General features: G+C 65.9%; 12 protein-coding genes. 7 read left to right on the forward strand and 5 right to left on the reverse strand.

The features are described 5' to 3' along the window. The first annotated feature begins 534 nt into the window (after positions 1–534). The 3 genes from AC07PZ_RS27180 (at position 535) to AC07PZ_RS27190 (ending at position 7,595) form a co-directional block, all read left to right on the forward strand. On the forward strand, positions 535–4,230 hold the full coding sequence (locus AC07PZ_RS27180) for a DUF748 domain-containing protein (RefSeq protein ID WP_495298279.1): 3,696 nt from the start codon (positions 535–537) through the stop codon (positions 4,228–4,230). Between the two features lie 90 nt (positions 4,231–4,320). Further along, positions 4,321–7,161, forward strand: a complete 2,841-nt coding sequence (locus AC07PZ_RS27185; RefSeq protein WP_495298280.1) for a DUF349 domain-containing protein — start codon at positions 4,321–4,323, stop codon at positions 7,159–7,161. Further along, positions 7,158–7,595 (forward strand): GNAT family acetyltransferase, encoded by a 438-nt coding sequence (locus tag AC07PZ_RS27190; RefSeq protein WP_495298281.1) that lies wholly within the window; start codon positions 7,158–7,160, stop codon positions 7,593–7,595. The genes AC07PZ_RS27185 and AC07PZ_RS27190 overlap by 4 nt, the downstream gene beginning before the upstream one ends. Before the next feature lie 41 nt (positions 7,596–7,636). Here AC07PZ_RS27190 and AC07PZ_RS27195 read toward each other — a convergent pair whose 3' ends face one another. The 5 genes from AC07PZ_RS27195 to AC07PZ_RS27215 form a co-directional block, all read right to left on the reverse strand. After that, positions 7,637–8,434 (reverse strand): M90 family metallopeptidase, encoded by a 798-nt coding sequence (locus AC07PZ_RS27195; RefSeq protein ID WP_495298282.1) that lies wholly within the window; start codon positions 8,432–8,434, stop codon positions 7,637–7,639. Continuing rightward, a complete protein-coding gene (locus tag AC07PZ_RS27200; RefSeq protein ID WP_495298283.1) occupies positions 8,434–9,201 on the reverse strand; it encodes a UDP-2,3-diacylglucosamine diphosphatase in 768 nt (255 codons plus the stop codon). The genes AC07PZ_RS27195 and AC07PZ_RS27200 overlap by 1 nt, the downstream gene beginning before the upstream one ends. 21 nt (positions 9,202–9,222) lie before the next feature. Beyond that, on the reverse strand, positions 9,223–9,735 hold the full coding sequence (locus AC07PZ_RS27205; protein WP_495298284.1) for a peptidylprolyl isomerase: 513 nt from the start codon (positions 9,733–9,735) through the stop codon (positions 9,223–9,225). Positions 9,736–9,749: 14 nt separating this feature from the next. Then, positions 9,750–10,325: a peptidylprolyl isomerase gene (locus tag AC07PZ_RS27210; protein ID WP_495298351.1), complete on the reverse strand. Its 576-nt coding sequence runs from the start codon at positions 10,323–10,325 to the stop codon at positions 9,750–9,752. 80 nt (positions 10,326–10,405) lie between these two features. Continuing rightward, positions 10,406–11,014, reverse strand: coding sequence for a tetratricopeptide repeat protein (locus tag AC07PZ_RS27215; protein ID WP_495298285.1), 609 nt, complete (start codon positions 11,012–11,014; stop codon positions 10,406–10,408). A gap of 190 nt (positions 11,015–11,204) precedes the next feature. Between AC07PZ_RS27215 and cysS the strand changes: the two genes are divergently transcribed. The 4 genes from cysS to tilS are packed head-to-tail and all read left to right on the forward strand — an operon-like array spanning position 11,205 to position 15,256. Then, the gene (gene cysS / locus AC07PZ_RS27220; RefSeq protein ID WP_495298286.1) at positions 11,205–12,581 is read left to right on the forward strand and encodes a cysteine--tRNA ligase; all 1,377 of its coding nucleotides are present in this window, start codon (positions 11,205–11,207) and stop codon (positions 12,579–12,581) included. Positions 12,582–12,595: 14 nt separating this feature from the next. Continuing rightward, positions 12,596–13,246, forward strand: a complete 651-nt coding sequence (locus AC07PZ_RS27225) for a DNA-3-methyladenine glycosylase family protein (RefSeq protein ID WP_495298287.1) — start codon at positions 12,596–12,598, stop codon at positions 13,244–13,246. Positions 13,247–13,262: 16 nt separating this feature from the next. Next, positions 13,263–14,243, forward strand: coding sequence for an acetyl-CoA carboxylase carboxyltransferase subunit alpha (locus tag AC07PZ_RS27230; protein WP_495298288.1), 981 nt, complete (start codon positions 13,263–13,265; stop codon positions 14,241–14,243). Between the two features lie 44 nt (positions 14,244–14,287). Next, positions 14,288–15,256: a tRNA lysidine(34) synthetase TilS gene (tilS, locus tag AC07PZ_RS27235; RefSeq protein ID WP_495298289.1), complete on the forward strand. Its 969-nt coding sequence runs from the start codon at positions 14,288–14,290 to the stop codon at positions 15,254–15,256. Positions 15,257–15,269: the final 13 nt, after the last annotated feature.

A 15,269-nucleotide genomic window follows, 5' to 3' on the forward strand; every position in this document is an offset into this window, starting at 1 on the left:
TTGGCGACGTGTGGATGGGTACGAATCAGGTCCGCGCAAAAGGGGAGGGGGCGCGGTCGTCTGATCAAGCCGGTTAATTCGGCAGCGGATTTCAGGGTGCCGGGCTGCAGGGGCAGCGCCGGGCCAGCGGCATTCTAGGAGTGGCTAAATACACGGTCAAGGATAAAGGAATTGATCGTTAGTTCTTTTTAGTCTAACGATGCATGCAGTCCGGCGCGAATATTTCAGTTATCGACAATGAAAAAGCCATTGAAAAAGCTATGAACCGGGCCGTTGCAAACCCTGTTGCGACGCTTTAACCTGAACCCGCTCGAGCATTTCGAGCATCTGCCGACGCCGATCGACATTGGTGCCAACCAGATGTCTGGCGAAGGCTCCCCTTGGCGGTAATCTCTTGCCGCCAGCGCAGTCGGAACGATTCAACTTCCGATCCTGCGGAACAGATGGCATGGGTCTTGAGCCCGCCATCGAGCCCGGAAGTTCGGACCGCAAAGTCCGGCTTCCGGGCTTTCTTGTTTGCGGCACACTCATGCGATGAATGCCGCCTCGCTGAGACATAACAAATGGGTCCGACGTGCAGCGGTGCTGCTGTTGGCATGGCTTGCGCTGTGGCTGCTGACATGGTTGGCGGTGCCTCCTCTGATCAAGAGTCAGCTGCAGCGGATCGCCAGCGAAAAGCTGGGGCGGCAGGTCACGGTCGGCCGTGTCGATTTCAAGCCCTGGACGCTCGAGCTCACGTTGAGTGACTTGCACATCGCCGGCCGCGATGGCGGCTTACCGCAGGTGGCCATCCGGCGCCTCTATGCCGACGCCGAACTCCAGTCCATCCTGCGGTTCGCGCCCGTGATCGATGCGCTGCAGGTCGACGCCCCGGCGGTGCGGCTCACGCGGCAGGCCGACGGCCGGTACGACATCGACGACGTCCTCGCGAAGCTGGCAAGTCCCGCTGGCACGCCCTCTGGGGACATGCCGCGCTTCGCTATCTACAACATCGCGATTTCTGGCGGATCGGTCGATTTCGACGACCAGGTCATCAAGCGCCAGCACACCGTGCGCGAGCTCATGCTGCAGGTGCCGTCCCTCAGCAACCTGGGCGCCCAGCGCGATGTGCAGACCCAGCCCAGGCTGGCGTTCACGATCAACGGCAGCGTCTTCGATTCGCAAGCCCTTGCGCTGCCGTTCGCCGAAAGCCGCAAGACGGATGCGCACCTGAGTTTCAAGGGGCTCGACCTCGCGCCCTATCTGGGCTACATGCCGGCCGGCCTGCCGGTGAAGCTGCAGTCGGGCACGCTGGACGCCGATCTGCAAGTGGATTTCGAGCGTGCGGCCACCGGCGGTCTGAAGGTCACCGGAACGGTCCAGGCCCATGGCGTCAAGGTGGCGGACGCGCGGGCGCACGATTTGCTGGCGTTCCAGTCGCTCAAGCTCGAACTCGCGGACCTACGGCCGCTGGAGGGTGTCTTCCAGTTCGGAGAGATCGCCCTGGACGCGCCTCGTCTGACGGTCGCGCGCGACGGCAGTGGGCGCCTGGACCTGCTGGCGACCGATCCGGTGACCGGCGCCACTGACAAACCGGTTGCGCAGGCGCCGGTTCCCGCTGCAGGCTCGCCGGTGGTCAAGCCGTCGCCGCAGCCGATTCGCGTCGATGTCGCCAGGCTGCGGCTCCAGGGCGGTGAGGTCGGCTGGCGCGACGCGACCACGCAGCCGGCTGCGGCGATCGACCTCACGCAACTGGCGGTCGAGGCGAGCGGCATCCGCTGGCCGATGGAAAAGCCAGCCCGGTTCAGCGGTGCGGCTGCCATCGGCGATGCGACTTTGAAGTTCAAGGGCGAGGCGACGGACAAGCATGCCGATGTCGAGACCGATGTCGCAAGCCTTCCTCTGTCGCTGGCCGCGCCGTATCTGGCGCAGAGCCTGGTGCCCTCGCTGGACGGGAAGCTGAGTGGTCAGATCGACGTCGCCTGGGCGGCGCCGGACCTGCGCCTGAAAGCGCGCCGGCTCGCGGTCGACGGGCTCGCCCTGACGCAGGCGAAGACGGCATTGGCGAGCATCGGGCGTTTCGAGTTGGTCGATGCGCAAGCCGACATGACGAGGCACACGCTGGCCATTGCGTCGGTCACCGCAACGAATCCGAAGGTGAGCGTCGAGCGCGACAACCAGCGGCGCTGGATGTTCGAGCGCTGGCTGCGCACGCCCGATGGCGCACAGGCTGCACCGGTTGCCGCGCCCAAGCCGGCGGAGGCCGAAGTGCCTCCTGCCGGTTCCAACACGCTGCCGTGGGGTCTGACCATCGGCAGCCTGGCGGTCGAGGGCGGCGCGGTGTCCTATTCGGACAAGGCGATCGCCACGCCGATCGCCGTCGAGGTCAGCGACCTTCGGGTCAACCTGCAGAAGCTCGCGCCAGGCACCAGTGCCGTGTCGCCGCTGCAGGTGTCCGGCCGTATCGCCGCAGGGCGGGCCGATCCGGGCCGGATCGACTACAAGGGCAACCTGGTGCTTGCTCCACTGTCCGTGGATGGCCGGCTCGAAGTCTCGGCGGTACCTGCGCATGCCTTCAAGGCCTATTACGCGGATGCGTTGAACATCGACATCCGTCGCGCTTTCGCCAGCTACCGTGGAACGTTCCGGCTGGCGTCCACGCCGGCAGGCGTCGACGTCCGCCTGTCGGGCGACAGTGCGCTGGAGGACTTTCGGGCCAACAGCGCGGAACTGACCCAGTCGCAATCGCCCGGACTCGAGCGCGCCAACACCCAGTTGCTGGGCTGGAAGGCCCTCGGACTGCGCGGCATGCAGGTCGCGATGGTGCCGGGCGCGCCGCTCACGGTCGATGTTCGCGAGACGACGTTGACCGATTTCTTTGCGCGCGTGATCGTGGAGCCGAGCGGACGACTCAATCTGCAGAACCTGGTGCGCAGCGCTGCGGCGGAAGCGCCCGCTGCCACGCCGGCCGAGACGCAGCGTGAGCGCGGCGGCGCCACGGTCACGACGCGCGCGCCGACGCCCGAGGTGACCCGTGCCGACAATGCCTCGCCGCGTTTGAATTTCGGGCCGATGAGCCTCGTGAATGGACGGATCGACTTCACGGACCAGTTCGTCAAGCCCAACTATTCCGCGGACCTGAGCGAACTCACTGGCAAGCTGAGCGCGTTTTCGTCGCGACCTGCGAGTCCCGAGGCCGGCATGGCCGATCTCGAACTCCGCGGAAAGGCCCAGCAGACGGCGGCGCTCGATATCACCGGCAAGATCAATCCGCTCGCGAAGCCGCTGCAGCTCGACATCACCGCGAAGATGCGCGACCTCGACCTGGCCCCGCTCACGCCGTATTCGGTGCGCTATGCCGGCCACGGCATCGAGCGCGGCAAGCTGAGCATGGACGTCAACTACCAGGTCGCGGCAGATGGGCGGCTGACCGCCACCAACAAGCTGGTTCTGAACCAGTTGCAGTTCGGCGAGGAAGTCAAGGACGCGCCCAACAGCCTGCCGGTGCGGCTGGCCGTGGCGCTGCTGGCCGATCGCAACGGTGTGATCGATGTCGATGTGCCGTTGAGCGGCTCACTCAACGACCCGCAGTTCAGCATCGGTTCCTTGATCTTCAAGGCGATCGGCAACCTGATCGTGAAGGCGGTGACGGCACCGTTCAGTCTGTTGACGGGTGGTTTTGGCGGTGGAACGACGGAATCGAGCGCGGTCGCATTCGATCCCGGCTCGTCGGATCTGCCTGCGAAGGTCGACGCGAGCCTCGACAAGATCGCCAAGGCACTGAACGATCGTCCCGGCCTGCAGATGACGGTTGTCGGTACCGCCAACCTCGAGAAGGAAGGCGAGGCGTACAAGCGCCAGCGGTTGCGCCAGCTCACGCAGTCGGAAAAGCGTCGCGCGGCCGTGCGCGGCGGCCTGCCGGCGACCGCGGATGTCGCTCCGGTGACCGATGACGAGTACCCCGCGCTGTTGACGGCGGTCTACAAGCGCGCAGACATCACCAAGCCGCGCAACCTTCTCGGACTGGCCAAGGATCTGCCTCAGAAAGAGATGGAAGATCTTCTGCTCGCGAGCATTCCGGCGACCGAAGAGTCGATGCGCCAGCTCGCTGTCGAGCGTGGCGCCGCGGTGCGTGATTACCTGCTCGGGCGGCAGGTGCAAGGCAGCCAATTGTTCCTGGGCGCGGTGCGAACCGGGGCTCCGGACGCAGCCTGGAAACCCGCGGCCGAGCTCAATCTCGCGACGCGTTGACGCACCGATGCGCGCGTCGGTGAAAATAGAGGGGTTTGCCGGCTTTCGTCGGCCTCCAGCTTTTCCATCTTCGACAACGATTTGCGCGCAGTGACCTCTACTTCTTCCAAGCCTCACGACCTCCAGTCCCTCGACACGCTCACCGGCGGTGCGTTCACCGCCCCTACATCTGGCGAACGCGCGCAGCGCATTCGCGACTGGCTTGCGGGCAACCCGACGCAGGAACAGATGCAGGAGGTGTTCAAGGAACTGAGCGGCCGCGACAAGGGTGCCGCGCGCGTGCTGCGCGAAAAGCTCGACGAAATCAAGCGTGCCAAGGGTCAGGAGGCGATCGCCGCCGAATGGGCCCAGAGGGCCGAAGCGCTGCTGGCCCAGACCAAGCTGAACATCGCCGACGCCATGGCCTGGCAGCGTGATGCGGCCAAGGCCGGCGCGCCGCTGTCGCGCGAACCGTTGGCCGGCTTCAAGGTGAAACTTGCCGAACGCGTGAAGGGCATCGACGACCTGCAGCACCGCGTCCAGGTGCAGCGCGAAGCGGCCGTACTTCTTGCTCAGCGCTTCGAAGTGCTGTCGACCAAGGGCTGGCGCGATGCCCAGGCGGCCGAAGAAGCCCTGCGTGCCGACGTGGCGCACTGGCAGCAGCAGGCCGCCGATATCGCGGCCGACGCCAACTGGAACAGCCTGGACGCGCGCTTTGCGCCCCAGCTCGATGCCTCGAAGGCGCAATTGCTCGTCGTCTCGGACGCCTTCCACGGCGCGCTGGCACAGACGCTGGCCGCAGCGGCCGATGCCGCAGCGCCGCTGCCGCCGGTCCCGGTCTGGGCCGACGAACTGCGTGCCGCACGCGGGCTGCCGCTCGAATCGGCGCCCGCAGCGCCGGCCAAGCCGGCCGCACCCAAGGTCGACCCCGAAAAGCGCGCAGCGGCTCAGGAAGCCGTCACCGTCGCCCTCACCAAACTCGAACAACAGACCGCCGAAGGCCACGCCAAGGGCAGCTCGGGTGCAGCGGCCGCGCTGCGCGCCGTGCTCAAGGAACACGGCAAGCTGGTCGAGTCCCCGCTCGAGGCACGCGTGCACGCTGCGCTGGTGGCTGCCGGCGAACTCGAAGGCTGGCAGCGTTGGAGCGCCGACAAGGTCCGTGAAGAACTCGTCGCCAAGGCAGAAGGGCTGCTCAAGCGCCCGGAAGGTCAGGCACTCGGTGGCCGCAAGATGCAGGAAACGCTGCGTTCGCTGCGTGACCAGTGGAAGCAGGCCGACCAGGGCGGTGCACCCAACCATGCGTTGTGGAAGCGCTTCGACGAAGCCTGCAACGAAGCCCACAAGGTGGTCGAAGCCTGGCTCGAAAAGGTGCGTGCCGATGCCGCCGAGCATCGCGCGCACCGCGTCGCGCTGATCGAAGAGGTCAAGGCCTGGGTTGCCGAGCATGCGGCCGGTGCCGACCTGAAGGCGCACAACCGCGCGCTGCATCAGTTCGCCGATCGCTGGCGCGATGCGGGCCATGTCGGCGAGAAGGTGTTCGCCGAACTGCAGTCGCAATGGAACGAGGCCTTCGGCGCGGCGCGTGCGCCTTTCGAGGCCGCCCAGAAAGCCAGCATCGACCGTCGCCAGGCCATGATCGCCGAGGCCATCGAACTGGGCGCTGCGCCGATGCTGCGCATCGACGCGGTGAAGGCGCTGCAGCAACGCTGGCAGGCCGAGGCGCAGAGCGTGCCGCTCGATCGCCGCCATGAACAGAAGATGTGGGATGCGTTCCGCGCACCGATCGACGAAGCTTTCAACCGCAAGACCGCCGAGCGCGAGAAGGTGTCCTCGCAAATGAGCGAGCACGATCGCTACGTGCTCGATGCCTCCAAGGCGCTGGACGCCGCCAACAGCAGCGGCGACGCGCAGAAGATCCGTGCAGCCGTCGCGCGCCTCGAAGGCGCACTCCGCGGCGAAGCGCCCCCGCCGGCCCCGCGTTCGGCAGCGAAGGAGGGGGCGGACGGTCCTGCCGTCGGTGCAACCGAAGTCGTTGCACCAGGCCAGGCCGCCGCCGAATTCGGCGAAAGTGCCCAGGTCGAACCAGCCGCTGGCGAGGCGAAAGCGCCCGCGCCCGTGTCGTCGGACGCGCCCGAAGGCGTGGTGCCGGCAGCACCTGCTCCTGCCGGCGATCTGATCGCGCCGGAAGGCAGTGCCGATGCCTCCGCGCTCGCCGATGCCGGCGACCGCGACGCTGGCGCTGCGCCAGCCGCACCCAAGGCGCCGCCCAAGCCCGTGGTGGCTGCTCGCCGCGGCGATGATCGTCCAGGCAGCCGCCAGGCCGAACCCGCAGGAGGCCGTGACGGCCGCTTCGGTGGCGACCGCCGCGATGGCCGTAGCGGCCCGGGCGGACGTCCCAATGACCGTGGTCCGCGCCCGGATGGACGCGGCAACGACCGCGGAGGCCCGGGCGCCGGCCGCTTCGGTGACCGCCCACCGCGTGAAGATCGCGGTCCTCGCCTCGGCGACGCTGCATTCCGTGCACAGCGCGAAGCGCTGGAGCGCGCCGAAATGTCTCTGCGCAAGTTGGCCTCGCAAGCCCATGGCGAGGCGTTGACGCAATTGCTCGGTGCGTGGGAGAAGCGCGACACCGCACAACTGCCGGGCGTGCAGGAGCTCGGCCGTGCCGTGAGCCCGGCCGTGCGCGGCAATTGGTCGCAGGCGATCGGTGCAGCGCCTTCGGGCGATGCTGGCGAAGCGTTGCTGCGCCTGGAGATGGCGGCGGAAGTGCCGACGCCGGCAGACCAGATCGATGCGCGCCGTGCCCTGCAGCTCAAGCTGCTCACCAAGCGCGGTGATCCGACGCCGGCCGAAACCTGGGGCCAGGACGCCGGCAAGGTGCTGGCTTCGGCACACGACGCTGCGGCTGCGCGCCGCTTGCAGAACGCGCTGAAGGCCCTGTTGCGCAAGTGAGCGTCGACCAGCCTTTCGCGCTCCGTGCATTTCAGCAAGACGACGCAGACGCCGTCGTCGCGCTGTGGCGCGCTTGCGGTCTGGTACGCCCCTGGAACGACCCGCACAAGGACATCGCCCGCAAGCTGAGCGAGCAGCCGGAGCTGTTCCTGGTCGGTTGCATCGGTGCGGAGGTCGTGAGCTCGGCCATGATCGGCTTCGATGGCCATCGTGGCTGGGTCTACTACCTTGCCGTGGCTCCCGGCATGCAACGCCGCTCGCTCGGCCGCGCGATGATGGAGCGCGCCGAGCAACTGCTCATCGAGCGAGGCTGTCCGAAGATCAATCTCATGGTTCGGAGCGACAACAACGCAGTCGTCGCTTTCTATCGCGAGCTCGGCTACGCCGAGGACAAGGTGACGGTGCTGGGCAAGCGCCTGATTCCGGACATCTGAGGCTCTCGATCGATCTCAGGTCGCGGTGAGATGCCCTGAGTTCAGGCGACTCGATGGTCAGGCAAGAAGAACGTGTCGAACAACTGGATCAGGGTCGGAAATTCGTCGCCTAATGCTGCGCGGTTGACGAAGTAGGCCTCGCAGGCCACCGCGAAGAACTCGCTGGGCGATTCGGCACCGTAAGGATCCAGCCATGGCGCTTCGCCGCCGAAGCGTTCGGCCATGATGGTTTTTTCGCGGAATGCCTCGAAGGTCGGTTGCAGCACGGACATCCATGCGGCGCGGGCGGCACGTGCCGAAGGCTGGCCGCCAAAGCCACTGGGCAGGTTGGGGCAGCCATCGGCTTCGCCGCCACGCATGTCGATCTTGTGGGCGAATTCGTGGATGACGACGTTGTAGCCGTCGCCTGCCGTGACGCTGCTGGCCAGCACGTCCTGCCAGCTCAGCATGACCGGCCCGCGGTCCATGGCCTCTCCGGCGACGACCTCGTCGTACTCATGGACGATGCCGGCCTCGTCCATCGTCGTGCGCCGCGCGACCACTTCCGAGGGGTGGACCACGATGCCAACGAAATCGTCGTACCAGTCGAGCCCGCCATGCAGGTGCAGCACCGGCAGCACGGCTTGCGCGGCGATCGACAGCGCGACCTCGTCGGTGATGACGAAGCCATGCGCGCCATGGAACTGCTTGTCGCGCAGGAACTCGGCGGTGAGTGCGCGCAGGCGTGGCAGATCGGCGGCTGCCCGCTCGACCAGGAAAGGGTAGCGGGCGAGTACGTCCGACCATGCCGTATCGGAAATGTCCGGGGCGGCACGCAGGCTGCGCAACCACTTGAACATCAGCGGAGGTCGACGCGCTGTGCGCCGGCCGGCGTGAGGCAGAGCACCTGCGCGCGCGGTGGGTGCGCGGTTGCGTCCCAGTCGCTCAGCACGATGCGCTGCAGGTCATCGCCGAGTTCGTGGCGACCTGGCCGGTGCGTGTGGCCATGGATGAGCACCGGTGCATCGGCGCGTTTCAGCCAGTCGCGCGCAGCGCCACTGTCGACGTCGGCCCAGACCATGTCGGGGCTGCGCTTTCGGTCCTCGCTCTGGGTGCGCATCGTGCGTGCGAGGGCGCGGCGTTCTTCGAGCGGGCGCGCGAGAAAGGCGCGTTGCCACTCGGGCGTGCGCACCTGTGCGCGGAACCGCAGGTAGTCGGTGTCATCGAGGCACAGCGCATCGCCATGGCTCAGCAGCCAGCGCGCGCCATGCAACACCAGCACGGTCGGCTCGTCGAGCAGCGTGAATCCGCATGCCTCGGCTGCGGAAACACCAACCAGGAAGTCGCGATTGCCGTGCATGAAGAACACCGGCTTGCGCATCGCCGTCTCGTGCAGCAACGCGGCGCATCGCGCCTCGAAGCCGGGCAGGGTGCACGCGTCGTCGCCGATCCACACCTCGAACAGGTCGCCGAGGATGAAGATCGCATCTGCCGGCGTGGTCTGCAGGTAACCGCGCCAGACATCGAAAGTAGCCGGGTCGCTTTCCTGCAGATGGAGGTCGGAGATCAGGTCGACCGTGCGCCAGGCTGCCGGCGCGACGATCTCGGCGAATGCCCGGTCGGTCATGCTGCAGCTCGGTGAAGCGGCTTATTCGACCGTGACGGTCGCCTTTTCGATCACCACGTCTTCGACGGGCACGTCGTCATGGAAACCCTTGCGGCCGGTCTTCACGGCCTTGATCTTGTCGACCACTTCGGTGCCGGCGATGACCTTGCCGAACACGGCGTAGCCCCAGCCTTGCGCGGACGGTGCCGTGTGGTTCAGGAAGCCGTTGTCGGCGATGTTGATGAAGAACTGCGCGGTCGCGGAGTGCGGCGCGCTGGTGCGAGCCATGGCGACCGTGTACTTGTCGTTCTTCAGGCCGTTGTTGGCCTCGTTCTCGATCTCGGCGGCCGTCGGCTTCTGGGTCATGCCGGGTTCGAAGCCGCCGCCCTGGACCATGAAGCCGGGAATCACGCGGTGGAACACGGTGTTGTCGTAGTGGCCCTTCTTCACGTAGGCGATGAAGTTGTCGACCGACTTCGGCGCCTTGTCGCGATTCAGTTCCAGGGTGATCGTGCCTTGGCCCTTGATGCTGAGTTCGACTTGGGGATTGCTCATGGAATGCTCCTTGGTTACTTCGCCACGACGGTGGCGGATTGGATGGTGATGGGTTCGACCGGCACGTCCTGCATCCGGCCGTTGTTGCCCGTACGCACTGCGCGGATTTTGTCGACCACGTCGGTGCCCGCCACGACCTTGCCGAATACGGTGTAGCCGTAGCCATCCGGATTGGGTGCGTTGAGCATGGCGTTGTCCTTCACGTTGATGAAGAACTGCGAGGTCGCCGAATTCGGGTTGCTCGTGCGTGCCATTGCAATGGTGTAGCGGTCGTTCTTGAGGCCGTTGCTTGCCTCGAGCGGTACCGGCGGACGCGTCGGCTTTTCCTTGAGGTCGGCCGTGTAGCCGCCGCCCTGGATCATGAAGCCGTCGATGACGCGATGGAACACCGTGCCGTCGTAATGCCTGGCCTTCACGTATTCGAGGAAGTTGGCCACCGTCTTGGGGGCCTTGTCGGGTGCCAGCTCGATGACGATGTCGCCTGCCGAGGTGGCCAGCTTGACGCGTGGCGCCTGCTGCGCAAGGGCGGATGACGCCAGCACGAAGCCCGTGACGAGCAGCAAGGCCGCGCGGCGTGTGGTGGAGGACATGTTCAAGAAAAACTCTCTTTCATGGAATTCGCGTCGACGCGCAAACCCGCGCTGGCACGCGGAATGGTCTGCGTGGCGGATCAGCGCCGCACCGCTTTGCGCGCTTCGGGCGGCGGCGGCGGAAGCGTGCCGGCCGATGGCGCATTGAAGATCTGACGGATCAGCGCGAGCTTCGGCGGCACGCTTGCGCTGGCCGGGTCGAGTTGCTGGACCTTGCCATAGGCTTGCGCCGCAAGCCGCGCATACACGTCGCCCAGGTTTTCCTGGGCGGTCGTGTATTTCGGGTTGAGCTTGAGCGATGTTTCGAGCGCCGCACGGGCCTTGTCGAACTCGCTTTGCTGCGCATACAGCGCCGCCAGATTGTTGTAGGGCTCAGGCAGTTCGGGGAAGTCCTGCGTGAGCTGCGTGAAGGCGGCAATGGCATCGGCCTGCTTGCCTTGTTCGGTGAGGATGACGCCGCGAAGGAAGCGCATCTGCGGGTCCCGGGGCTTGCCGGCGATGTACGCGTCCGCCTTGCTCAGCGCTTCGGTCGGCTTGCCGGTGCGCAGCAACTGATTGACGTCGGCGTAGTCGTCTGCATGGGCGACGCCAGACAACCCGATGGCCAGCAGGATCGCGGCGATTGCGGACGACGTGCGTGGCAGGCTGAGCAGGTGGCGAAGGACAGGGGGGAAGAAGACGGCGTTCATGGAAGCCTCGGGAGAGCGGTGGATGCGGGCTTCGAAAAACACCCGAAAATACCCGGCAGGGGCCGTTTATACTTCGAACGATTGTAGCCGAGGGGCCGCGCCCAACCCCTCGTGCGAACATCCCCTTTCCCTCTGAAAACTCCGTCGTCGGCCCGCCTGGTGCGAGCGCCTGACGAGGCTTCCCGAATCTATGAGTCTGCGCATCTACAACACGCTTACGCGTGAACTGGAGAACTTTTCCCCGCTGCAACCCGGTCACGTGCGCATGTACGTCTGCGGCATGACGGTGTACGACTTCTGTCACATCGGGCATGCCCGCTCGATGATCGCCTTCGACGTGGTGCAGCGCTGGCTGCGGCAGGGCGGCCTGGCGGTGACTTACATCCGCAACATCACCGACATCGACGACAAGATCATTCGGCGTGCCGTCGAGAACGGCGAGAGCATCCATGCGCTCACGGCACGGATGATCGATGCGCTGCACGAAGATGCCGACGCGCTCGGCGTCGAACGGCCGACGCACGAACCACGCGCGACGGCCTACGTGCCGCAAATGCTGTCGATGATCGGCGCGCTCGAGCACAAGGGCCTTGCCTACCGCACGCCGGGTGGCGACGTGAACTATGCGGTCCGCAAGTTCGCAGGCTACGGCAAGCTCAGCGGCAAGTCGCTCGACGAATTGCATGCGGGCGAGCGGGTCGCGGTGCTCGACGGCAAGGACGACCCGCTCGATTTCGTGCTCTGGAAGAGCGCCAAGCCGACCGAGCCCGACGAAGTGAAGTGGGCGAGCGAGTTCGGTGCGGGCCGCCCCGGCTGGCACATCGAGTGCTCCGCCATGGCCTGCGAGATGCTCGGCGAGACGATCGACATCCATGGCGGCGGCGCCGACCTTCAGTTCCCGCACCACGAGAACGAAATTGCGCAGAGCGAAGGCGCAAGCGGCAAGCCGCTCGCCAGCTATTGGATGCACAACGGCTTCATCAACATCGACGACGAGAAGATGTCGAAGAGCCTCGGCAACTTCTTCCTCATTCGCGACGTGCTCAAGAACTTCGATGCGGAAACGATCCGTTTCTTCGTCGTCCGCGCGCACTATCGCAGCCCGCTGAACTACAGCGACGCGCATCTGAATGATGCCCGTGCCTCTCTCAAGCGGCTGTACACCGCGTTGCATCTGGTGCGGCCGGCGTCGGTCGAGATCGATTGGCGCAGCGGCCATGCCGCGCGCTTCAAGGCAGCGATGGACGAGGACTTCAGCACGCCCGAGGCGGTTGCGGTGTTGTTCGACCTGGCGGGAGAAATCAACCGCACCCAATCGGCCGAACTGGCCGGGCTGTTGCGTGCGCTCGGTGCCTGCCTGGGCATCCTGCAGTCGGATCCGCAAGGTTTTCTGCAGGCCGGCACGTCGCTCGACGATGCAACGATCCAGGCGCTGATCGGCCAGCGGGCTGCGGCCAAGGCAGCGAAGAACTTCGCCGAAGCCGACCGCATCCGCAACGACCTTCTCGCGCAGGGCATCGTGCTCAAGGATTCGCCGACCGGCACGACCTGGGCCGCGGCCCAGTGAGCGGGGAGATACGCATGGCTACCGCAGCGAAACCGGCCGTCAAGATCATCACGCCCGACTACTGGGACGAGGCCTGTCGCCACCTGGCGAAGAAGGACCGCGTCATGAAGCGCCTGATCCCGCAATTCGGCGGCGCCAGTCTCGAGTCGCGCGGCGACGCGTTCGTCACCTTGGCGCGCAGCATCGTCGGTCAGCAGATTTCGGTGAAGGCCGCGCAGTCGGTCTGGGACCGTTTCGAACTGCTGCCGCGCAAGATGACGCCGGCCAACGTGCTCAAGCTCAAGGTGGCCGACATGCGCGCCGCGGGGCTGTCGGCGCGGAAGGTGGAGTACCTGGTCGATCTGGCCATTCATTTCGATTCCGGCGCCGTTCACATCGATGCCTGGAAGGACATGACCGACGAGATGATCATCAGCGAGCTGGTGGCGATCCGTGGCATCGGCCGATGGACGGCCGAGATGTTCCTGATCTTCCACCTGATGCGCCCGAACGTGCTGCCGCTGGACGACGCGGGCCTGATCAGCGGCGTGAGCCACAACTACTTTTCGGGCGAGCCGGTGAGCCGCAGCGACCTGCGCGAGGTCGGCGTCGGCTGGGCACCGTATTGCAGCGTGGCGACTTGGTATATTTGGCGGTCGCTCGACCCCGTACCGGTCGCTTATTGAACACAGGAGAAAGACGTTGGCGAAACGAACCTTCCTCGATTTCGAGCAGCCGATTTCCGAGCTCGAAAGCAAGATCGAAGAGCTGCGCTACGTGCAGACGGAATCAGCGGTCGACATCTCGGAAGAGATCGACCAGCTCAGCAAGAAGAGCCAGCAGCTCACCAAGGACATCTACAGCGATCTGACGCCCTGGAAGATCACCAAGATCGCCAGGCATCCGGAACGCCCCTACACGCTCGATTACGTCAACGAGATCTTCACGGACTTCGTCGAGCTCCATGGTGACCGGCATTTCTCGGACGACCTGTCGATCGTCGGCGGCCTGGCGCGCTTCAACGGCACGCCCTGCATGGTGCTCGGCCACCAGAAGGGCCGCGATACCAAGGAGCGGACAGCGCGCAACTTCGGCATGAGCAAGCCGGAGGGCTATCGCAAGGCACTGCGGCTCATGAAGACGGCCGAAAAGTTCAAGCTACCGGTCTTTACCTTCGTGGATACGCCCGGCGCGTACCCAGGCATCGATGCCGAGGAGCGCGGGCAGTCCGAGGCGATCGGCCGCAACATCTTCGAGATGGCGCAGCTCGAGGTGCCCATCATCGTGACGATCATCGGGGAGGGCGGCTCGGGTGGCGCGCTCGCGATCTCGGTCGGTGACCAGTTGGTCATGCTGCAGTATTCGATCTATTCGGTGATCAGCCCGGAGGGTTGCGCGTCGATTCTCTGGAAAACCAGCGAGAAGGCCAAGGACGCGGCCGACGCGCTCGGCATCACCGCACATCGGCTGAAGGCGCTGGGCCTGGTCGACAAGATCGTGAACGAACCGGTCGGCGGCGCGCACCGTGATCATCGCCAGATGGCCGCGTTCCTGAAGCGTGCGCTCAACGACGCGTTCCGTCAGGTCAGCGACCTGAGCGTCAAGCAGTTGCTCGAGCGCCGCTACGAGCGGCTCCAGAGCTACGGGCGCTTCTCGGACACCAAAGCCGACAGCAGCAAGTAGCGTCCTCGCGACGTGTCGGGCGGTTGGCGTTCTGCTCTTTACCCATGCAGAACCCTGCGAACTCATTGAATCCCGTCGACGCGGCGCTGGCCGGCTGGCCTGCGCCGTTGCCCCTGGGCGTTGCCTACAGCGGCGGCGCGGATTCCACCGCCTTGCTCCATGCAGCAGCTGCGCGCTGGCCGGGTCAGGTTCACGCGTTGCATGTCCACCATGGCTTGCAGGAGGCCGCGGATGATTTCGAGCTTCATTGCAGGACCACTTGCGCGCGTTTGGGCGTGCCTTTGCATGTCGGGCGTGTCGACGCGCGCCATGCGGCCGGCGATAGCCCCGAGGACGCCGCGCGGCGCGCGCGCTACGCCACCCTGGCAAGCCTTGCGGCATCCGCTGGACTGATGCATGTGGCGCTCGCCCAGCATGCCGACGACCAGGTCGAGACCTTGCTGATCGCACTCAGCCGAGGCGCCGGACTCGACGGGCTCGCCGGCATGCCGGCGGAGATGACGCGCCATGGCATTCGATTCCACCGACCGATGCTGGCCTTGCATGCCGCAGCTGTCCGCACATGGATATCGGCCAGCGGGACGCCCTGCGTCGAGGATCCGACCAATGCCGATCTGCGCTACACACGCAACCGGATCCGCCGCCTGGTTCTGCCCGCGCTCGAGAGTGCGCTTCCGCAGTTTCGCGAGACCTTCGCGCGGTCGGCGCGCAATGCGGCGCGTGCAGCGGGTTTGTTGACAGAAGCGGCCGCGATCGACGTTGCGGCAACCGGCGCTCCGCCGTCGATCGCTGCGCTTCGTGCATTGCCACGGGAGCGTCGAGCCAACGCGCTGCGCCACTGGCTCCGACGCGACCACGAAGCCGTGCCCAGCGAGGCACAACTGCAGCAACTGCTGGACCAGCTCGATGCGTGCAGTACGCGCGGCCATCGCATCCGTTTGAAGATCGCCGCGGGGCGGGTCGAACGCGAAGGCGACTTGCTGCGTTGGTACAATGTCGCGCCTTTGCCTTGACCTTCAGTCTTTG

The sequence above is a fragment of the Variovorax sp. GW821-FHT10B04 genome, assembly GCF_059415645.1.